The organism is Novosphingobium mangrovisedimenti (assembly GCF_025153475.1).
In the GTDB taxonomy this organism is placed as follows: Bacteria; Pseudomonadota; Alphaproteobacteria; order Sphingomonadales; family Sphingomonadaceae; genus Novosphingobium; species Novosphingobium mangrovi_A.
The window spans coordinates 63,721-79,050 of record NZ_JANZXA010000012.1 but is presented as its reverse complement, the minus strand read 5'-3'; the positions used below and the strand labels follow the sequence as shown (position 1 = coordinate 79,050).

At 66.4% G+C, this 15,330-nt stretch carries 17 protein-coding genes; 4 read left to right on the top strand and 13 right to left on the bottom strand.

Annotated features, from left to right (window positions below):
* Nucleotides 1-13: 13 nt before the first annotated feature.
* The 3 genes from NZK81_RS16535 to NZK81_RS16525 all read right to left on the bottom strand — a co-directional run bounded on the left by NZK81_RS16535 (nucleotide 14) and on the right by NZK81_RS16525 (nucleotide 2,172).
* Entirely contained in the window at nucleotides 14-436 is a 423-nt protein-coding gene (locus tag NZK81_RS16535) for a hypothetical protein (protein ID WP_260047179.1), read from the bottom strand.
* A gap of 76 nt (nucleotides 437-512) precedes the next feature.
* The gene (gene tldD / locus NZK81_RS16530; RefSeq protein WP_260047178.1) at nucleotides 513-1,931 is read right to left on the bottom strand and encodes a metalloprotease TldD; all 1,419 of its coding nucleotides are present in this window, start codon (nucleotides 1,929-1,931) and stop codon (nucleotides 513-515) included.
* Between the two features lie 43 nt (nucleotides 1,932-1,974).
* Complete coding sequence (locus tag NZK81_RS16525; protein WP_243919954.1) at nucleotides 1,975-2,172, bottom strand: zinc-finger domain-containing protein; 198 nt, start codon at nucleotides 2,170-2,172, stop codon at nucleotides 1,975-1,977.
* Nucleotides 2,173-2,315: 143 nt separating this feature from the next.
* Here NZK81_RS16525 and NZK81_RS16520 point away from each other — a divergent pair, with 143 nt between their 5' ends.
* Nucleotides 2,316-3,512, top strand: a complete 1,197-nt coding sequence (locus NZK81_RS16520; RefSeq protein WP_260047177.1) for an aromatic ring-hydroxylating oxygenase subunit alpha — start codon at nucleotides 2,316-2,318, stop codon at nucleotides 3,510-3,512.
* Nucleotides 3,509-3,847, top strand: a complete 339-nt coding sequence (locus NZK81_RS16515) for a hypothetical protein (RefSeq protein WP_260047176.1) — start codon at nucleotides 3,509-3,511, stop codon at nucleotides 3,845-3,847. Before NZK81_RS16520 ends, NZK81_RS16515 begins: the two co-directional genes overlap by 4 nt.
* On the opposite strand, the gene wecC is transcribed toward NZK81_RS16515, so the two are convergent.
* Nucleotides 3,831-5,132, bottom strand: a complete 1,302-nt coding sequence (gene wecC, locus NZK81_RS16510; protein ID WP_260047175.1) for a UDP-N-acetyl-D-mannosamine dehydrogenase — start codon at nucleotides 5,130-5,132, stop codon at nucleotides 3,831-3,833. The two genes, NZK81_RS16515 and wecC, sit on opposite strands and share 17 nt — an antisense overlap.
* Nucleotides 5,110-6,249 (bottom strand): non-hydrolyzing UDP-N-acetylglucosamine 2-epimerase, encoded by a 1,140-nt coding sequence (gene wecB / locus NZK81_RS16505; RefSeq protein ID WP_260047174.1) that lies wholly within the window; start codon nucleotides 6,247-6,249, stop codon nucleotides 5,110-5,112. Before wecB ends, wecC begins: the two co-directional genes overlap by 23 nt.
* Nucleotides 6,250-6,373: 124 nt before the next feature.
* Between wecB and NZK81_RS16500 the strand changes: the two genes are divergently transcribed.
* Both NZK81_RS16500 and dcd read left to right on the top strand, forming a co-directional pair.
* Entirely contained in the window at nucleotides 6,374-7,159 is a 786-nt protein-coding gene (locus NZK81_RS16500; protein ID WP_311202105.1) for an EF-hand domain-containing protein, read from the top strand.
* A 114-nt stretch (nucleotides 7,160-7,273) separates the two neighbouring features.
* Nucleotides 7,274-7,828, top strand: a complete 555-nt coding sequence (gene dcd / locus NZK81_RS16495; RefSeq protein ID WP_039280892.1) for a dCTP deaminase — start codon at nucleotides 7,274-7,276, stop codon at nucleotides 7,826-7,828.
* Here the strand turns inward: dcd and NZK81_RS16490 are convergent, their stop codons facing one another.
* The 8 genes from NZK81_RS16490 to NZK81_RS16455 all read right to left on the bottom strand — a co-directional run bounded on the left by NZK81_RS16490 (nucleotide 7,829) and on the right by NZK81_RS16455 (nucleotide 15,298).
* Nucleotides 7,829-8,422, bottom strand: a complete 594-nt coding sequence (locus NZK81_RS16490; RefSeq protein ID WP_260047173.1) for a lysozyme — start codon at nucleotides 8,420-8,422, stop codon at nucleotides 7,829-7,831.
* 72 nt (nucleotides 8,423-8,494) lie between these two features.
* Nucleotides 8,495-9,079, bottom strand: coding sequence for a fasciclin domain-containing protein (locus NZK81_RS16485; RefSeq protein WP_260047172.1), 585 nt, complete (start codon nucleotides 9,077-9,079; stop codon nucleotides 8,495-8,497).
* 23 nt (nucleotides 9,080-9,102) lie between these two features.
* Nucleotides 9,103-10,122: a hypothetical protein gene (locus NZK81_RS16480; protein ID WP_260047171.1), complete on the bottom strand. Its 1,020-nt coding sequence runs from the start codon at nucleotides 10,120-10,122 to the stop codon at nucleotides 9,103-9,105.
* A 143-nt stretch (nucleotides 10,123-10,265) separates the two neighbouring features.
* On the bottom strand, nucleotides 10,266-11,675 hold the full coding sequence (glnA, locus tag NZK81_RS16475; RefSeq protein ID WP_260047170.1) for a type I glutamate--ammonia ligase: 1,410 nt from the start codon (nucleotides 11,673-11,675) through the stop codon (nucleotides 10,266-10,268).
* Between the two features lie 174 nt (nucleotides 11,676-11,849).
* Nucleotides 11,850-12,188 (bottom strand): P-II family nitrogen regulator, encoded by a 339-nt coding sequence (locus tag NZK81_RS16470; RefSeq protein WP_260047169.1) that lies wholly within the window; start codon nucleotides 12,186-12,188, stop codon nucleotides 11,850-11,852.
* A gap of 387 nt (nucleotides 12,189-12,575) precedes the next feature.
* Nucleotides 12,576-13,499, bottom strand: a complete 924-nt coding sequence (gene argC, locus NZK81_RS16465) for an N-acetyl-gamma-glutamyl-phosphate reductase (RefSeq protein ID WP_260047168.1) — start codon at nucleotides 13,497-13,499, stop codon at nucleotides 12,576-12,578.
* A complete protein-coding gene (locus tag NZK81_RS16460) occupies nucleotides 13,499-13,798 on the bottom strand; it encodes an SH3 domain-containing protein (protein WP_260047167.1) in 300 nt (99 codons plus the stop codon). Before NZK81_RS16460 ends, argC begins: the two co-directional genes overlap by 1 nt.
* 117 nt (nucleotides 13,799-13,915) lie before the next feature.
* Nucleotides 13,916-15,298 carry a leucyl aminopeptidase family protein gene (locus NZK81_RS16455; protein WP_260047166.1) on the bottom strand — a complete coding sequence of 461 codons (1,383 nt, stop codon included), beginning with the start codon at nucleotides 15,296-15,298 and terminating at the stop codon, nucleotides 13,916-13,918.
* Between the last annotated feature and the right edge of the window lie 32 nt (nucleotides 15,299-15,330).

The window sequence follows — 15,330 nt, the reverse complement described above, 5'->3', positions numbered from 1 at the left end:
GACGGGCACGGCGTCAGTTGCCGGACTCTTTCTTGACCTTCTTGTAGGGGACGAATTCGCGCAGGCCGACGAAGCCGCTCCACATATGGCTTCCGCTGCGGTCGTGCAGTTGCACCGTATCGACACTGCACAGCTGCGAGCCGTAGAGCCGCGTCACGAGGATGTCGTCGTCATCGAGCAGGTCGGCGTTGGTGGGGCGATTGACGTAGAGCGTGGAGCCGATGCGATAGACGATCGCGGTCTTCTCGATCACCGTGGTATCGGTCGCCTGCGACAGCGGGATGCAGTTCACCGGCTTGCCGGCTTCGCGGCCCTCCAGCATCTTTGCGAGCTGCTCTTCGCCGGTGAGCTTGGGCTTGGCCTGGACGGCGGGCGCCGCAAGAAGGGCGGCTGCCGCGATCAGGGCCGGGGCGATGGTGCCTACAGACTTTTTCATGGTCATGTCTCCTAACACAAATCCCCACCTTGCCGCCGCGCGTAACGCGGCGCTGCTGAACCGAAGCTGACCGGGGTCAGGCCGTTCCGCCCACCGTCAGTCCCTCGACCAGCAGCGTCGGCTGGCCGACGCCCGCCGGGACGCTCTGGCCACCCTTGCCGCATACGCCGATGCCGCGATCGAGTTCGAGATCGTTGCCGATGCCCTTGACCTTGGTCAGCACCGAGGGACCGTCACCGATGATGGTCGCGCCCTTGATCGGCGCGCCGAGCTTGCCGTTTTCCACCTTGTAGGCCTCGGTGCACGAGAACACGAACTTGCCCGAGACGATGTCGACCTGGCCGCCGCCGAAGCTCTTGGCGAAGATGCCGTTGCCGATGCGGCTGAGCAGTTCGTCCGGATCGTCGTTCCCGGGCTTCATGAAGGTGTTGGTCATGCGCGGCATCGGCGCGTGGGCATAGCTTTCGCGTCTTCCGTTGCCGGTCGGTTCCATGCCCATCAGGCGCGCGTTCAGGCGGTCCTGCATGTAGCCTTTGAGAATGCCGTCCTCGATCAGCACGGTTTCCTGCGTGGGTGTGCCCTCATCGTCGATGGAGAGCGAGCCGCGGCGTGCCTCGATCGAACCGTCGTCGACGATGGTGACGCCCGGTGCGCCGACCCGTTCGCCCACGCGGCCGGCAAAGGCCGAAGTGCCCTTGCGGTTGAAGTCGCCTTCGAGGCCGTGGCCGACGGCTTCGTGCAGGATCACGCCGGGCCAGCCCGGGGCGAGCAGGACGGGCATTTCGCCGGCGGGGGCATCGACGCTTTCGAGATTCACCAGCGCCTGGTTCAGCGCGGCGTCGATCGCCTCGTTCCAGGTTTCGGGCTTGAACAGGTCGTCGTAGAGCCAGCGTCCGCCCACGCCGAACGCGCCGGTTTCGCGCCGTCCGTTGCTTTCGGCGACGATCGAGAGGCTGAGCCGCACCAGCGGGCGCACGTCGGTGGCAACGAACCCGTCGGCGCGCACGATCTCGACGACCGACCACGTGCCGGAAAGCGATGCGCTCACTTGTGCGACACGCGGGTCGCGGGCGCGGGCTGCGGCATCGATGGTCTCGAGCAGCTTCACCTTCTCGCCGAAGCCGACGAGATCGAGCGGCGAGGCATCGGTGTAGAGGTGGCGGTTGCTCCGGGGAGGCGGCGGGGCCATCGGGCCCTTGGCCGGATCGAGCAGTTGCAGCGTTTCGCCGGCGCGGCGGATGGCCGACGCGGAAATCTCGTTGGCATGGGCAAAGCCGGTCATCTCGCCGGAAACGCCGCGCAGGCCGAAGCCGGCGTCGCGAGAATAGTCGGCGGTTTTCAGGCGGCCGTCGTCGAACCCGAAGGCCTCGCTCGCCACGAATTGCATGTAGAGTTCGCCGTCCTCACAGCTCCCGAGCGTCTCGGCGGCGAGCGCCTGCGCATCTTCCGGGGTGAGTTGGCGATAGAGGAGCGAACGGGGATCGGGTGCGGTCATGCCTCCCGATATAGGAGGCATTCCCTCGTCGCGAAAGGAAAAGTCAGGCCGCCTGCTGGTCGGCCGGGCCGCCCTTGAGCACGAAGCGGCGATCGCAGTAGCCGCATTCGACATAGCCCTTCTCGTCGATCTCGAGCCAGACGCGCGGATGGCCGAGTGCGGCGCCGGCGCGGATGTCGGTGGCCCCGTCGCAGCAGACGCGGTGGGAATCGGTGTAGACGGTTTCGGGCGGGTTCATCATGAGCCGGCGATCTAGCAGGGCTCTTCAGGTATTTCCAGCGGGGAACTGCGTTCGATCGTCAAAACCAAGCAAGCGCTTGGCTCATGCGCGGAACTCCGATACGATCGCGGGCACGGGTCGCGACGAGCCCGATGGGAAGAGCGATGACCGACGAACCGATCCTGGAAATGCTGAGCGTCGACGAAGCCGCCGCGCGCTTCGGTCGGGGGCCGCTCCCCGCAGCGCCCTATCACGATCCGGCCTGGTGGGAACGCGAACGCGAGGCGGTGTTCCTCAGGAGCTGGATCCACATCGGCCATGTCTGCGAAGTGCCCGAACCGGGCAGCTTCGTGCGCCGCGAGATCGAATTCGCGGGCGCCTCGCTGCTGGTCATGCGCGGGCGCGACGGACAGGTGCGCGCTTTCCATAATGCCTGTCGGCATCGCGGTTCGCGGCTGGTCGACGAGATGAGCGGCAAGCGCAGCAAGCTGAGCTGCCGCTATCACATGTGGACCTATGGCAGCGACGGCACGCTGCTTTCCGCGCCCGATTTCGAGCGCTTCCACGTCGCGCGCGAAGCCTGCGCGCTCAAGCCGGTGGCGACCGAAGTCGTGGCGGGGATGGTCTTCGTGAACTTCGATCCGCAACCGGCGCAGTCGGCGCGCGAATTCTTCGGCCCGATTGCCGCGGCGATGGAGCGCCTGCCGGTGGCGCGGGCCACCTGCTTCACCGAATGGACTTATGAGATCGGGGCCAACTGGAAGACGAACTTCGACAACTTCCAGGAAAACTACCACTTGCGCTTCATCCACCCGCGAACCGGAGAGCAGGCGCTGGGGCCGGAAAACCCGTTCGGCTATCCCACGCACTACGGCTTTCTGGGGCCGCACCGTGGCCAGCGCCTCTGGAAGAACCCCGATCCGCCGCCGATTCCGGACAGCCTCAGGCTGGGCTATGCCAGGGTCGGGGAACTGGCGTGCAGGGAAGGGCTCGATTTTCCCAAGACCGACTTCAAGCTGTTCCCCTGCTTCCATGTCGTGGGCCTGCCGCCCTACCAGAACTACACGCACACGATGTACCCGCTCGGGCCGGACCGCACGCGCGGGCAGGTGCGTATGTACTGGACCGCGCCGCCGGCGGATGCCTGGGCCGCGTTCAGCCGGGAATTCGCGGCCGTGGCGATTCGCGACGTGCTTTCGGAGGATCGCGAGGCGGTCGAAGCCAGCCAGCAGGGGCTCGCGGCCATCGACGAGGTCCATTTCCAGGACCACGAGGTGCTGCTGCGGCACCTTTATCTCGAAGTGGAGAAGCGGGTACGCGCCCGGGGGAAGACGGCGGCGCTCGCGGAGGTGGCGGCATGAGCGTCCTGCCGGATGGCTTTGCCGCGCTGGAGCCCTTCGCCGGCTTGTGGAGTGCTCCCGACATGGCTGCGCGGGCCGCACTGCGCGATGCCGTCGGCGATGCGGAGCGCCAGGCTTTCCATGCCGCCATGAAGTCGCTGGTCAGGCCCGCGCTGGAGCGGCTCGACGGCAAGCCGCTCGATGCGCTGGACCCGGCCGAGCGGCTACTGCTGGCGCTGGTGCTGGCCTATCCGCACGTTGCCATGGCGGTGGAAGTGCAGGGCGGTGCGGAAGTGCGCCATGCGGCCTTGCGCCGGCACATGCGCATCACCCCGGAGATCAGCCCACCAGCTTGAGGCGGGCTTCCTCCTCGCGCACGACGCGGGGCTGGTCGGGCCAGATGCCGCGCGTGTCGTAGACGAGCTTGTCCGCGCGCTCGGCGAGCGGCACGACGCGGAATACGTCGTGGTCGACCAGCACGATCATGATCTCGCAGGTCTCCAGCGCGTCGTCGATGTCGATCTGGCTGGCGCCGGTATCGGTGAACTCGATCGGCAGCTCGGCGGCATAGGGCTCGACGATGTGGATGCGCTCGCCGAACTTGCGGGCAAGGCGGCTGGCGACGAAGCGTGCTGGGCTCTCGCGGAAGTCGTCGATGTTGGCCTTGAAGGCGAGGCCGAGGCAGGCGACTTTCGCGTCGGGATGCGCTTCTACCAGCGCTTCGGCCTTGGCGATCACATGGTGCATCTTGCCATCGTTCACGCTGCGCGCGGTGCGGATCAGCGGGGTTTCCTCAGGCGCGCCGTGGACGATGAACCAGGGGTCCACCGCGATGCAATGGCCGCCCACGCCGGGGCCGGGCGAGAGGATGTTCACGCGCGGGTGGCGGTTGGCGAGGCGAATCACTTCCCACACGTCCAGCCCCATCTTGTCGGAGACGATGGACAGTTCGTTGGCGAAGGCGATGTTGACGTCGCGGTAGGCGTTCTCGACCAGCTTGGTCATCTCGGCCGATCGGGCGTCGGTGGTGACGCATTCGCCACGCACGAAGCGCTTGTAGAAGGCGAGCGCCTTGCGGGCGCAGCGCGGGGTCACGCCACCGATCGAGCGGTCGTTGTTGGTCAGCTCTTCGAGGATGCGGCCCGGCAGCACGCGCTCGGGGCAATAGGCGATCGAGACGTCGGGGATTTCCCCGGTGAGGCCCGGCACCTTCAGGTCCGGGCGCATCTCCGCGATCATGTCGCGCAGTTGCTCGGTGGTGCCGACGGGGGAGGTCGATTCGAGAATCACCACGTCGCCGTTCTTGAGCACGGGCGCGATGGTCCTGCCAGCGGCGAGCACATAGGAAATGTCGGGCGCGTGGTCCTTGTCGAAGGGCGTGGGCACCGCGATCACGAAGACATCGGCAGGCGCCACTTCGGTGGCGGCCGACAGCAGCCCGCGCGAGACGACGCCCTGGACCAGGCCGTCGAGGTCGACTTCCTCAATGTGGATCTCGCCGCGATTGATCGTGTCGACGACCTTCTGCGAGACGTCGAGACCGAGCACCCTGCATCCGGCGCGCGCGATCACGGCGGCGGTGGGAAGTCCGATATAGCCCAGCCCTACGACGCAGACGTCAGGCTTGTTGTCCGATTTCATGTGCGAGCAGCTCCACGATTCGGCGCGCGGACTGCCCGTCTCCGAAAGGATTGTGGGCGCGCGCCATGGCTTCGTAGGCCGTGGTATCGTCGAGCAAAGTTGATATTTCGGTAACGATCGTGTCGGCCGATGTGCCGACGAGTTTGGCCGTGCCGGCCTCCACGCCTTCGGGGCGCTCGGTGGTCTCGCGCATGACGAGCACGGGCTTGCCCAGCGCGGGGGCTTCCTCCTGCACGCCGCCGCTGTCGGTCAGCATGATCTCGGCGATGTTCAGCAGGCGCGCGAAGTGCGGATAGTCGAGCGGCTCGATCAGCGCGACGTTGTCGAGACCGGAAAGGCGCTCGTTCATCACCTTGCGCACGTTGGGGTTGAGGTGGACGGGGAAGATCACCGCCGTGTCGGGCCGCCCGGCGATCCGGCGGATGGCCTGCGCGATCTGTTCCATGCCCTCGCCGAAGTTCTCGCGGCGGTGGCTGGTGACGCCGATGATCCGCTTGCCGGCGAACTTCGCTTCCAGCTCGGCAAGGCCGGCGGCGAGCGCGGGCTGCGCCTCGATCTTTGCCGAGACCCAGTGCAGTGCGTCGATCACGGTATTGCCGGTGACGTGGACGCGGGTGGGGTCCACATTCTCGTTGATCAGTGCGGCGGCCGAAGTGGCGGTGGGCGCGAAGTGCAGGCTGGCCATGGCGCCGATGATCTTGCGGTTCACCTCCTCGGGCCAGGGATGATAGATATTGTAGCTGCGCAGCCCCGCCTCGACGTGATCGACCGGCACCTTGCGGTAATAGGCGGCGAGCGCGCCGGACATGGCCGTGGCGGTATCGCCCTGCACGATGACGCGGTCCGGCTGCACTTCGTCCATCACCCTGCCGAGCCCGGTGAGCAGGTTCGCGGTGAGGGCATCGAGCGTCTGGTCCGGCCGCATGACGTCGAGATCGTGGTCGGGAACGATCCCGGCGATCTCCAGCACCTGATCGAGCATCTGCCGGTGCTGCGCGGACACGCAGACCACGCATTCGAAGCGCGGATCGGCCTTGAGCGCGTGGACGACGGGGAACAGCTTGATGGCTTCGGGGCGTGTGCCGAAGATCACGAGAATGCGGGCGGGCTGGGTCATGCCGGGCGGCTTATCAGGCTAATGTTAACCTTGAAATAAAGCGTGCCGCGGCCGCGCGACAAGTTGCGACACTTTTTCGGCCCTCTGCAATGTTCCGGCTAAATTGCGCAGGCAGAAAGCCGCCATGCGCATGATCTCCCTGTTCGTTGCGGCCTCGGTGCTGCTGTCTTCTCCTGCCGTGATGGCCCAGGGTATGCCCGGCGGCATGGGCGATGGTGGCGGCATGGGCGGTGGTATGGGCGGCGGTCCTGGCGGCGATGGTCCGGGCGGCGGCCCCGGCGGTGGGAAGGCGTCGCGTGCGCCCAAGCCGGCGAAGCGCAAGGATTTCGACAAGCTGGTGGCCGGCATGTTCCGCGAGGCGGACGCCAACCGCGATGGCACTGTCACGCTCGACGAACTGCACGCCGTGATCGAGGCGCGGCGGGACTCGGTTATTGCGCAGCGGTTCGAGGCGGTCGATACGGACCGCAACGGCGCTCTCTCGCGCGCCGAATTCGGGGCCTGGCAGAAGCAGATGGGCTCTGCCGCTTCCAGTGAAGGCGGCGGCTTCGGCGCGCGCGACGGGCAGATCGCCGATGTCATCAAGCCCGAAACCGGCAAGGACATGGAAGCCCTCATGCTGGCCAGCCTGATCGAGCCACTGAGCGGAACCGTGATCGCCAAGGCGAATGCCAATTACGATGGGGGCGTCTCGCTCGACGAATTGCTAGCCTACGAAGGCAAACGTTTCGACGCGGCGGACAAGAACCAGGACGGTTTCCTCACCATGGACGAAATGCGCCCGGACGACCGCTCCGGCAAGGCGCGCGGTTCAGGCGGACCGGGGGGTGGCCAGGGCGGCTTCGGTCCGCCGCCGGGCGGCCGTCCGCCGTGCCCGCCTGGCGAGACCTGCGCCGCGTCTTCCGATTGACGGCCCCCGGGCCGACCAGCGCGCCGATCGGCCTGAGGCGCGGCTGTCCGGGACTGGTGGACAATTCCCGCCGGTCCCTTGTCGCGGCGGCGGCCTTCGGCAATCACGCAGGGCATGGCGATTCTCAGCGATAAATGGATCCGGCAGCAGGCGCTGGACAATGGGATGATCGAACCCTTCGTGGAGGCCCAGCGCCGCGACGGGTGTATTTCCTATGGCCTGTCCTCCTATGGCTACGACGCGCGCGTCGCGCCGGAGTTCAAGATCTTCACCAACGTCGATTCGGCCATCGTCGATCCCAAGGACTTCGCGGCCAATTCCTTTGTCGATCGCGAGACCGACGTTTGCGTGATCCCGCCCAATTCCTTCGCGCTGGCGCGCACGGTGGAATATTTCCGCGTCCCCAAGGACGTGCTGGTGATCTGCCTGGGCAAGAGCACCTATGCGCGCTGCGGCATCATCGTGAACGTCACCCCGCTCGAACCGGGCTGGGAAGGGCACGTGACGCTGGAATTTTCCAACACCACGCCGCTTCCTGCCCGGATCTACGCCAACGAGGGCGCGTGCCAGTTCCTGTTCCTGCAGGGCAACGAGCCTTGCGAGACGAGCTATGCCGACCGCGCGGGCAAGTACATGGGCCAGAAGGGCGTCACGCTGCCGCGGCTCTAGTCAGGCCCGGCCGTAGAGGTCGGCTTCTTCCGCGCGGCGGGCCTTGAGGCCGCGCATCGGCTTGCGGTCGTTGTAGATCCACCTGCCGAATTCCCCGCGCGCTTCGGCGAAGCTGCCCTGCCGGTGCAGCTTCGTCAGAGTTGCGGTGCCGATCGCGCCGGTGTTGTAGTGGAACGAAACCAGCGCATCGAACTGGTTCTGCGTGGTGGGCGCGGGCCCCAGCGCCCCGGCGACCTCTTCGGCATAGGCCGCGACATCCCGGTCGAAGCGGGCATCGCACTGCGCCTGCGTCCAGATCACGCCCCGGGCGATGTCGGGCCCGGTCGAACCCCAGCCGATGGTCCATGGATCGCCGTCGGCGCTGCCGGGGTCGGGATAGGCCTCGAAGCGGCCGTCGGCGCGGCGCTTGCCGCAGCCTTCCCATTTGCGGATCAGGGCTTTGCCCGCCGCACCCAGCCGGTGCCCGGTCGCGGCGTGCGCAGGCATGCCCAGTGCCCGGTCGATCGCGCAATCGAGTGCGGTGACTTCGTGGGGATCGAACCCGCGCCCCAGCAGGTGGCGCACTTCATCGAAAATCGGCTTGCGGTCGAGCATCGGCCTTCTCCGTCGCTGGCGGGAAAGGCGATTCAAGTAAACCGAAAGCGGGGCTGTAGGAAAACGGTTTGTTCAGTCGATCTTCCTGAGCACGCCGGTGATCGGAACCGCGAGGCTCGATCCGCCGGTGATCGGATCGCCGTCGAGATCGGCCTGCGATCCGTCGGGCGCGGTGACGGTGATCGTATCGTTCGAACGGGCAAAGACGAGCGTGCTGCCGCCGAGGGTCGTCAGGGTCACTTGTCCGTTGCCGCTGGCATCGATCGCGGCGCCGAGGTCCTGCGGGGTGACGTAGCCGGGAAGCATGTGGTTGCGGATCAGCGCGGCGAGCGCCGCGTGGTCGCTGGAGTCGATCAGGTCCTTGCCGGCATCGCCCAGCGTGGCGAAGGCATCGTCTTCGGGGGCAAGCAGCGTGTAGCTGCCGTTGCCCTTGAACGCGCCGGCTATGCCCGTCACCTTGAGTGCTTCGGCAATGGTTTGCAGGCCATCCGTGTCCTCAAGCGCCTGATCGACCGAAGGCGCGGCGGGTTCGGTCGTCACCACGGCCGTCTCGACATCGGCCGAGGCCGTGGCGGACGGCGCGGTGTCGCCCGAGCACGCGGCAAGGGCCAAGCCGGAGGCAGCCAGCAGGGCGAATCCCAGATGGCGGTTGTGCATTGTCGTCCTCTCCCCCCTTTGTGTCAGCCCAGCAGTTCGATCGCTGCCTGCACGAGGCGCGTCGCCGGATCGAGTTGATAGATGTAGCCGTCGCTGTAGCGGTACATGGCATCCGACGTATCGTAGTATTGATCGCGATAGCCGTAGGGCACGTTGTAGACCTCGTAGCCGGGCGGCATGGGCTGGCCGATGACGATGTCGTTGCCGGTCAGCAGCGCGACGACCGACTGGATCGCGGCGGTGTCTGGATCGACGCGGTAGATGGTGTCGCCGTAGTAGCGATAGGCGTTCGCCGAACCGAGATCGTAATAGCGGTCGTAGTAGCCGGGCATGTCCACGCTCTGGTAGGGCGTGGGCCAGATCTGCCCAACCGCCAGCGCGCCGCCGAGCAGCGGGACGTAGCTCAGCACCGTGGTGCCCGAGCCCAGCCGCAGCATGTATCCGTCGGCATAGCGGAAGCGATAGTCGCGGTTGTAGTTGGGCCAGTACCAGGAGGGCTGCATCCAGGCGCGGGCAGGCGGCTGGTCGAGGCCGGGCGGCGTGCAGCCGGTGTATTTCTTCGCCAGACCGAGCGGGCAGCCCTGAAAGCTGGCGCGCCGGTCGATCTGGGCCCAGTCGATGGCGCGCTTGCGGGTGATGACGTGCACCCGGTCGTTGGTCGGGACCACGACTTTCGTGCCCTTGGGGCCGGTATAGGACACGCGCTTTACATCGGGACGCGGCGTGCGCCCGGGCGTGGCCTCCGGCTGTCGGTTGGTGCGGTCGGTGTCGCGTTGCGGCTGGTTTCCGGGATTCACGGGGGATACCATTGCCGGGCGCGGAGGCGTTGCGGTGTGCGTTCGGGCGTTCCCCTTTTCGGGCATCGCGGCCTTGCCCTGTTCCCCGGTCTTGCCCGGTTTCTGGGCCTTGTGCGCCGGCTTTTCCGCGACTTTTCCGGCAGCGCGCTGTTCGTGGTCGCCAGACCCGGGCTGTGCGGCGGCCGGCGCCGCGATCAGTACGAGGCTGGCCGCCGTGCCCGCAAGCGTAACGCGGATGGAACGCATGAACGCATCTCCTTTCGTGGAATGCGCAACGCGGGATGCGGGCAAACGTTCCCTGGAACACTGTCGCCAGATGTAACGAAAAGGGCGCCCGGATTGCTCCGGACGCCCCACTCGGCGAACTGGTTCGCCGCCCGATCGAAGGATCAGGCGCTGTAGTACATGTCGAACTCGACGGCCGACGGCGTGGTTTCCCAACGCAGCACTTCGGGCCACTTCAGTTCGAGGTAGGCTTCGATCTGGTCTTCGGTGAACACGCTGCCTTCGAGCAGGAAGGCATGGTCGGCAGTCAGCGATTCCAGAGCTTCGCGCAGCGAACCGCAGACGGTCGGCACTTCGGCGAGTTCGGCCGGCGGCAGATCGTAGAGGTTCTTGTCCATGGCTTCGCCCGGGTGGATCTTGTTCTTGATCCCGTCGAGGCCGGCCATGAGCAGCGCGGAGTAGCACAGGTAGGGGTTGGCCATCGCGTCGGGGAAGCGGAATTCCACGCGCTTTGCCTTGGTGCCGGCACCGTAGGGGATGCGGCACGAAGCCGAACGGTTGCGGGCCGAGTAGGCGAGCAGAACCGGAGCTTCGTAACCCGGCACCAGGCGCTTGTAGCTGTTGGTGGTCGGGTTGGTGAAGGCGTTGAGGGCCTTGGCGTGCTTGATGACGCCGCCGATGAAGTAGAGGCAGGTGTCCGACAGGCCGGCGTAGCCGTTGCCGGCGAAGGTGTTGTCACCGTCGTTCCAGATCGAGATATGCGTGTGCATGCCCGAGCCGTTGTCCTTCATGATCGGCTTCGGCATGAACGTGGCCGACTTGCCGTAGGCCTGCGCGACCATCATGACGACATACTTGTAGATCTGCATGCGGTCGGCGGTGGTGGTCAGCGTGCCGAAGGTCAGGCCGAGCTCGTGCTGGGCAGCCGCCACTTCGTGGTGGTGCTTGTCGCAGGGCAGGCCCATTTCGAGCATGGTCGAGACCATCTCGCCACGGATGTCGACGCAGCTGTCGACCGGCGCGACCGGGAAGTAGCCGCCCTTGGCGCGCGGACGGTGGGCAAGGTTGCCGGTGTCGTAGGTCTTGTCCGAGTTGCCCGGCAGTTCGATGTCGTCGAGCTTGAAGCCGTTGCCGTCGTAGCCGTCATAGAACTTCACGTCGTCGAACATGAAGAATTCGGCTTCCGGGCCGACGAACACGGTGTCGCCGAAACCGGCCGACTTGACGAACGCTTCGGCGCGCTTGGCGGTCGAACGCGGGTCGCGGGCGTAGAGTTCACCGGTCGAGGGTTCGACGATGTCGCAGAACAGGATCATCATCGGGGTGGCCGAGAACGGATCGACATAGACCGCGTCGAGGTCGGGCTTGAGGATCATGTCCGACTCGTTGATGGTCTTCCAGCCCTCGATCGAGGAACCGTCGAACATGAGGCCGTCTTCGAGTTCGTCTTCGCCGATGACGCCAGCGCACATCGTCAGGTGCTGCCACTTGCCCTTGGGGTCGGTGAAGCGAAGATCGACCCACTCGATCTCCTCGTCCTTGATCTGCTTGAGGACGTCCTTTGCACTAGCCATGTGTTTGGTACTCCGTTTTTGCTCTGCCGTTCCCGGGAGAGGATAGGGGTGGATGGCATTCCGGGAACGCTGCCGGCCCCCATTCCGGCTTATCCCCGATCCGGCCGAAACCGGACCTGATCTAGATGTCTGGCCGGGCCAGACGGATGGTGGTTCCGGCTGTCGCCGGAAACCTCAGAGTGCGTCGTCGTCGCGTTCGCCGGTGCGGATGCGCACGGCGGTTTCGACCTGCATGACAAAAATCTTGCCGTCGCCGATCCGGCCGGTCTGCGCGGCATCGGCAATGGCTTCCACCACGCGCTCGGCCAGACTGTCGGACACGACGACTTCGAGTTTCACCTTGGGCAGGAAGTCCACGACATATTCCGCACCGCGATAGAGTTCGGTGTGGCCCTTCTGGCGACCGAACCCCTTGGCTTCGGTAACCGTGATGCCCGACACGCCCACTTCGTGGAGCGCTTCCTTCACTTCGTCGAGCTTGAAAGGCTTGATGATGGCTTCGATCTTTTTCACGCCTGCCTAGACCCCTGCACTTGTTCCCGGACTTTTCTTTGAGGTTTCCGGTCCGGGAACCAGATGCCCCGCGCGCGACTCCCATCAAGAATCGTGCCAATGCGATTGTGCTAGTGGTAGGGCATGTGTGCAGTCGCGAAAAGACCGGAATCGCATGATTCACCATGTAAGGTGAACCGCATGAGTGATGGCATGAAGGACGCTGCGGCAAGTTCTGTTCAAGATTCGGGCAGTGGCTGCCTGAAAATTGTGCAGCACGGGGTCATTGGGCCTTGTGTGCTACAAACGCGGGCACTTCGCGAAAACACCTGACGGGCCCGCCGCATGGTGCGGCGGCCCCGTTCGGGCGGGAACGGGTAAGGCTTTGCTAAAGCGGGAACGGACCCGTCAGAGACGCAGGCCAGCGGTCTCGTCGAGCCCGGCCATGAGATTGAGATTCTGCACTGCAGCACCGCTCGCGCCCTTGCCCAGATTGTCGAGCATCGCGACGAGGCGGGCCTGGCTGCCGTCCTTGGCGCTCAGAACGCGCAGGGTCAGGGTGTCGACCGGGGTCATCGAGGCACGCAGCAGCAGTTCGTCGGGCGTGTCGGACTCGACCTTCACGATCGGACTGCCTGCATAGAACTCCGCCAGCGCGGCACGCAGTTCGTCGGGCGAGCCAGCGCCGTTCATCGCCGAAAGGTGCAGCGGTACTTCGGCCAGCATGCCGCGATGGGCGGGCACGACTGCGGGGGCGAAGAGCGGGGCATGTGCAAGGCCGACATGCGTCTGCATCTCGGGCACGTGCTTGTGGCCCATCGCCAGGCCATAGGCGCGAAAGGCGATGTCGCGGTCTTCCTCGAAACGGGCGATCAGCGCCTTGCCGCCGCCCGAATAGCCCGAGACGGCATGGCAGACATAGGGCCAGTCGGCCGGCAGCAGCCCGGCGCGTACCAGCGGCGCGACAAGGCCGATGAAGCCGGTGGGATAGCAGCCGGGATTGCTGACGAGGCGTGCCGAGGCGACGGCCTCGCGCCCGATCACTTCGGGAAAGCCGTAGGTCCACCCTTGTGCGACGCGGTGCGCCGAGGATGCGTCGATCACGCGCGTGCGCGCGTTGCGGATCATGCCTACGGCGGCCCGGGCGGCATCGTCGGGCAGGCACAGGATCACGAAATCCGCATCGTTGAGCGCTTCGGCGCGGGCGGCATCGTCCTTGCGCCGCGCGTCGTCGAGCACGACCAGTTCGAATTCGCTGCGCCCGCCCAGCCGGTCGGCGATTTCCAGGCCGGTGGTGCCGGCGGCACCGTCGATGAAGACCGTGGCGCTCATCAGGCGCTGGCCGTGAGCTGGTCGAGCGCGACGTAGCCGACGGGCCCGTCCTCGCCGAGCTGGCCCCAGGTCCAGGCACCGGCAATGTCGAGCACGTTGAAGGTCTCGCCTTCGGGCAGGTCCATGATCGCTTCGTCGCTGTCGCTAGCCACGGTGCGCAGCACGGCGCCGGGCTTGATTGCATGCGGCATGGGCGCGGCGTAGTGCGGCACGAAGTAGCGCCCGGCGAGCTTGATGTGCGCTAGGTCGCCGCGCACCGGAAGGCAGCCGGGATCCGCGGTCACGCTCGGCCCGGTCATGGCTAGCAGCCCTTCGATCCGGGGGGGGCGAGTGTAGGAATCCTCAGGTACCAACTTGGGTGCGTCTCCAAATGCAAAGATGGGCGCGCTTAGCCGGGTCATGGCCTCTTCGCAAGATCAGCCATAGCGCTGTTTCAGCATGTGCCAGGCCGCGCGCAGGCCCAGCGCGGCTCCGCCCTTGGGCCGGCCGGGCTTGTCCGCGGGCCGCCAGGCGAAGGTGTCGAGGTGGGCCCAGTCGGTTCCCTTGGGCACGAACTTGTCGAGGAACAGCGCCGCCGTGCTCGCCCCGGCAAAGCCGCTGGAGCCGGCATTGTTGATGTCTGCCACCTCGGACTTGAGGTATTCGCGGTAACCTTCGTGCAGGGGCAGGCGCCAGCACGGGTCGTCGCTGGCCTTGCCGGCGGAGAGCAGGGCGTCCGCAGTCGCGTCCTCGCGGGCGAACAGCGCCGGCAGGTCCGGACCGACGGCAACGCGCGCGGCGCCGGTCAGCGTGGCGAAGTCGATGATGAGTTCGGGCTCGTTCTCCCCGGCGCGGGCGAGCGCATCGCCCAGCACCAGCCGGCCCTCGGCATCGGTATTGCCGATCTCGACCGAGATGCCCGCGCGGCTCTTCAGCACGTCGCCCGGACGGAAGCTGTTGCCGGCAACCGCGTTCTCGACGGCCGGAACCAGCATGTGCAGCCGCACCGGCAGCTGGGCCTGCATGATGAGGCGGGCGAGCGCGAGTGCGTGCGCGGCGCCGCCCATGTCCTTCTTCATCAGCAGCATGCCCGAGCTCGGCTTGATGTCGAGCCCGCCCGAATCGAAGCAGACGCCCTTGCCGACAATGGCGATCTTCGGATGCTTGGGATCGCCCCATTCCAGCTCGATCATGCGCGGTGCATGACTGCGGGCGGCGGCCCGGCCGACGGCGTAGACCATGGGAAATTCGCGTTCGAGCATGTCGCCGCGGGTCACCCTGATCTCGGCGCGGAAGGCCTTGTGCAGGTTTTCCGCCTCGGCCTCCAGTTGGGCGGGGCCCATGTCCTCGGCCGGGGTGTTGACGAGGTCGCGCACCAGCATCACCGCTTCCGCCTCTGCGGTGATCGCGTCGATCGAGGCGGGTTCTCCGGTCAGCAGCACGCGCGGGCCTTCCTCGTCGGGTTCGGAAAGGTAGCGTTCGAAACGGTACTGGCCGGTGATCCAGCCGAACATCGCCGGCCCCGGCTCGCCGCCGGCGCGCCGGTAGGTGCCGGCGGGCAGGTTGCGGGCTAGCTTGGCCAGGCACCAGCTCGAAAGATCGGCGGTATTGGCGACGCCGGCGGCGATGGCCCAGTCCTCGCCATCGGGCATGATGGCATAGTCGTAGCCGTCTGCCTCGAACTTGTGCGCGGCGAGCGCGGCGCGCTGGGCGGGCGTGCGCTCCTTCAGGAAGGCTTCCAGCCCGTCCTTGTCGACGAGATGGATGGAGATGGCCGTCTGGCCGCGATCGGGCTGGATCAATGCGTTCTTGTCGCTCATGGGCTGTTTCTCTAGCCTCCCCGTGAGCTCAA

Bases quoted from the DNA above. Each gene is read 5' to 3' on its own strand.
- NZK81_RS16535 (WP_260047179.1), bottom strand. From the start codon at position 436: ATGAAAAAGTCTGTAGGCACCATCGCCCCGGCCCTGATCGCGGCAGCC.
- tldD (WP_260047178.1), bottom strand. From the start codon at position 1,931: ATGACCGCACCCGATCCCCGTTCGCTCCTCTATCGCCAACTCACCCCG.
- NZK81_RS16525 (WP_243919954.1), bottom strand. From the start codon at position 2,172: ATGATGAACCCGCCCGAAACCGTCTACACCGATTCCCACCGCGTCTGC.
- NZK81_RS16520 (WP_260047177.1), top strand. From the start codon at position 2,316: ATGACCGACGAACCGATCCTGGAAATGCTGAGCGTCGACGAAGCCGCC.
- NZK81_RS16515 (WP_260047176.1), top strand. From the start codon at position 3,509: ATGAGCGTCCTGCCGGATGGCTTTGCCGCGCTGGAGCCCTTCGCCGGC.
- wecC (WP_260047175.1), bottom strand. From the start codon at position 5,132: ATGAAATCGGACAACAAGCCTGACGTCTGCGTCGTAGGGCTGGGCTAT.
- wecB (WP_260047174.1), bottom strand. From the start codon at position 6,249: ATGACCCAGCCCGCCCGCATTCTCGTGATCTTCGGCACACGCCCCGAA.
- NZK81_RS16500 (WP_311202105.1), top strand. From the start codon at position 6,374: ATGCGCATGATCTCCCTGTTCGTTGCGGCCTCGGTGCTGCTGTCTTCT.
- dcd (WP_039280892.1), top strand. From the start codon at position 7,274: ATGGCGATTCTCAGCGATAAATGGATCCGGCAGCAGGCGCTGGACAAT.
- NZK81_RS16490 (WP_260047173.1), bottom strand. From the start codon at position 8,422: ATGCTCGACCGCAAGCCGATTTTCGATGAAGTGCGCCACCTGCTGGGG.
- NZK81_RS16485 (WP_260047172.1), bottom strand. From the start codon at position 9,079: ATGCACAACCGCCATCTGGGATTCGCCCTGCTGGCTGCCTCCGGCTTG.
- NZK81_RS16480 (WP_260047171.1), bottom strand. From the start codon at position 10,122: ATGCGTTCCATCCGCGTTACGCTTGCGGGCACGGCGGCCAGCCTCGTA.
- glnA (WP_260047170.1), bottom strand. From the start codon at position 11,675: ATGGCTAGTGCAAAGGACGTCCTCAAGCAGATCAAGGACGAGGAGATC.
- argC (WP_260047168.1), bottom strand. From the start codon at position 13,499: ATGAGCGCCACGGTCTTCATCGACGGTGCCGCCGGCACCACCGGCCTG.
- NZK81_RS16460 (WP_260047167.1), bottom strand. From the start codon at position 13,798: ATGACCGGGCCGAGCGTGACCGCGGATCCCGGCTGCCTTCCGGTGCGC.
- NZK81_RS16455 (WP_260047166.1), bottom strand. From the start codon at position 15,298: ATGAGCGACAAGAACGCATTGATCCAGCCCGATCGCGGCCAGACGGCC.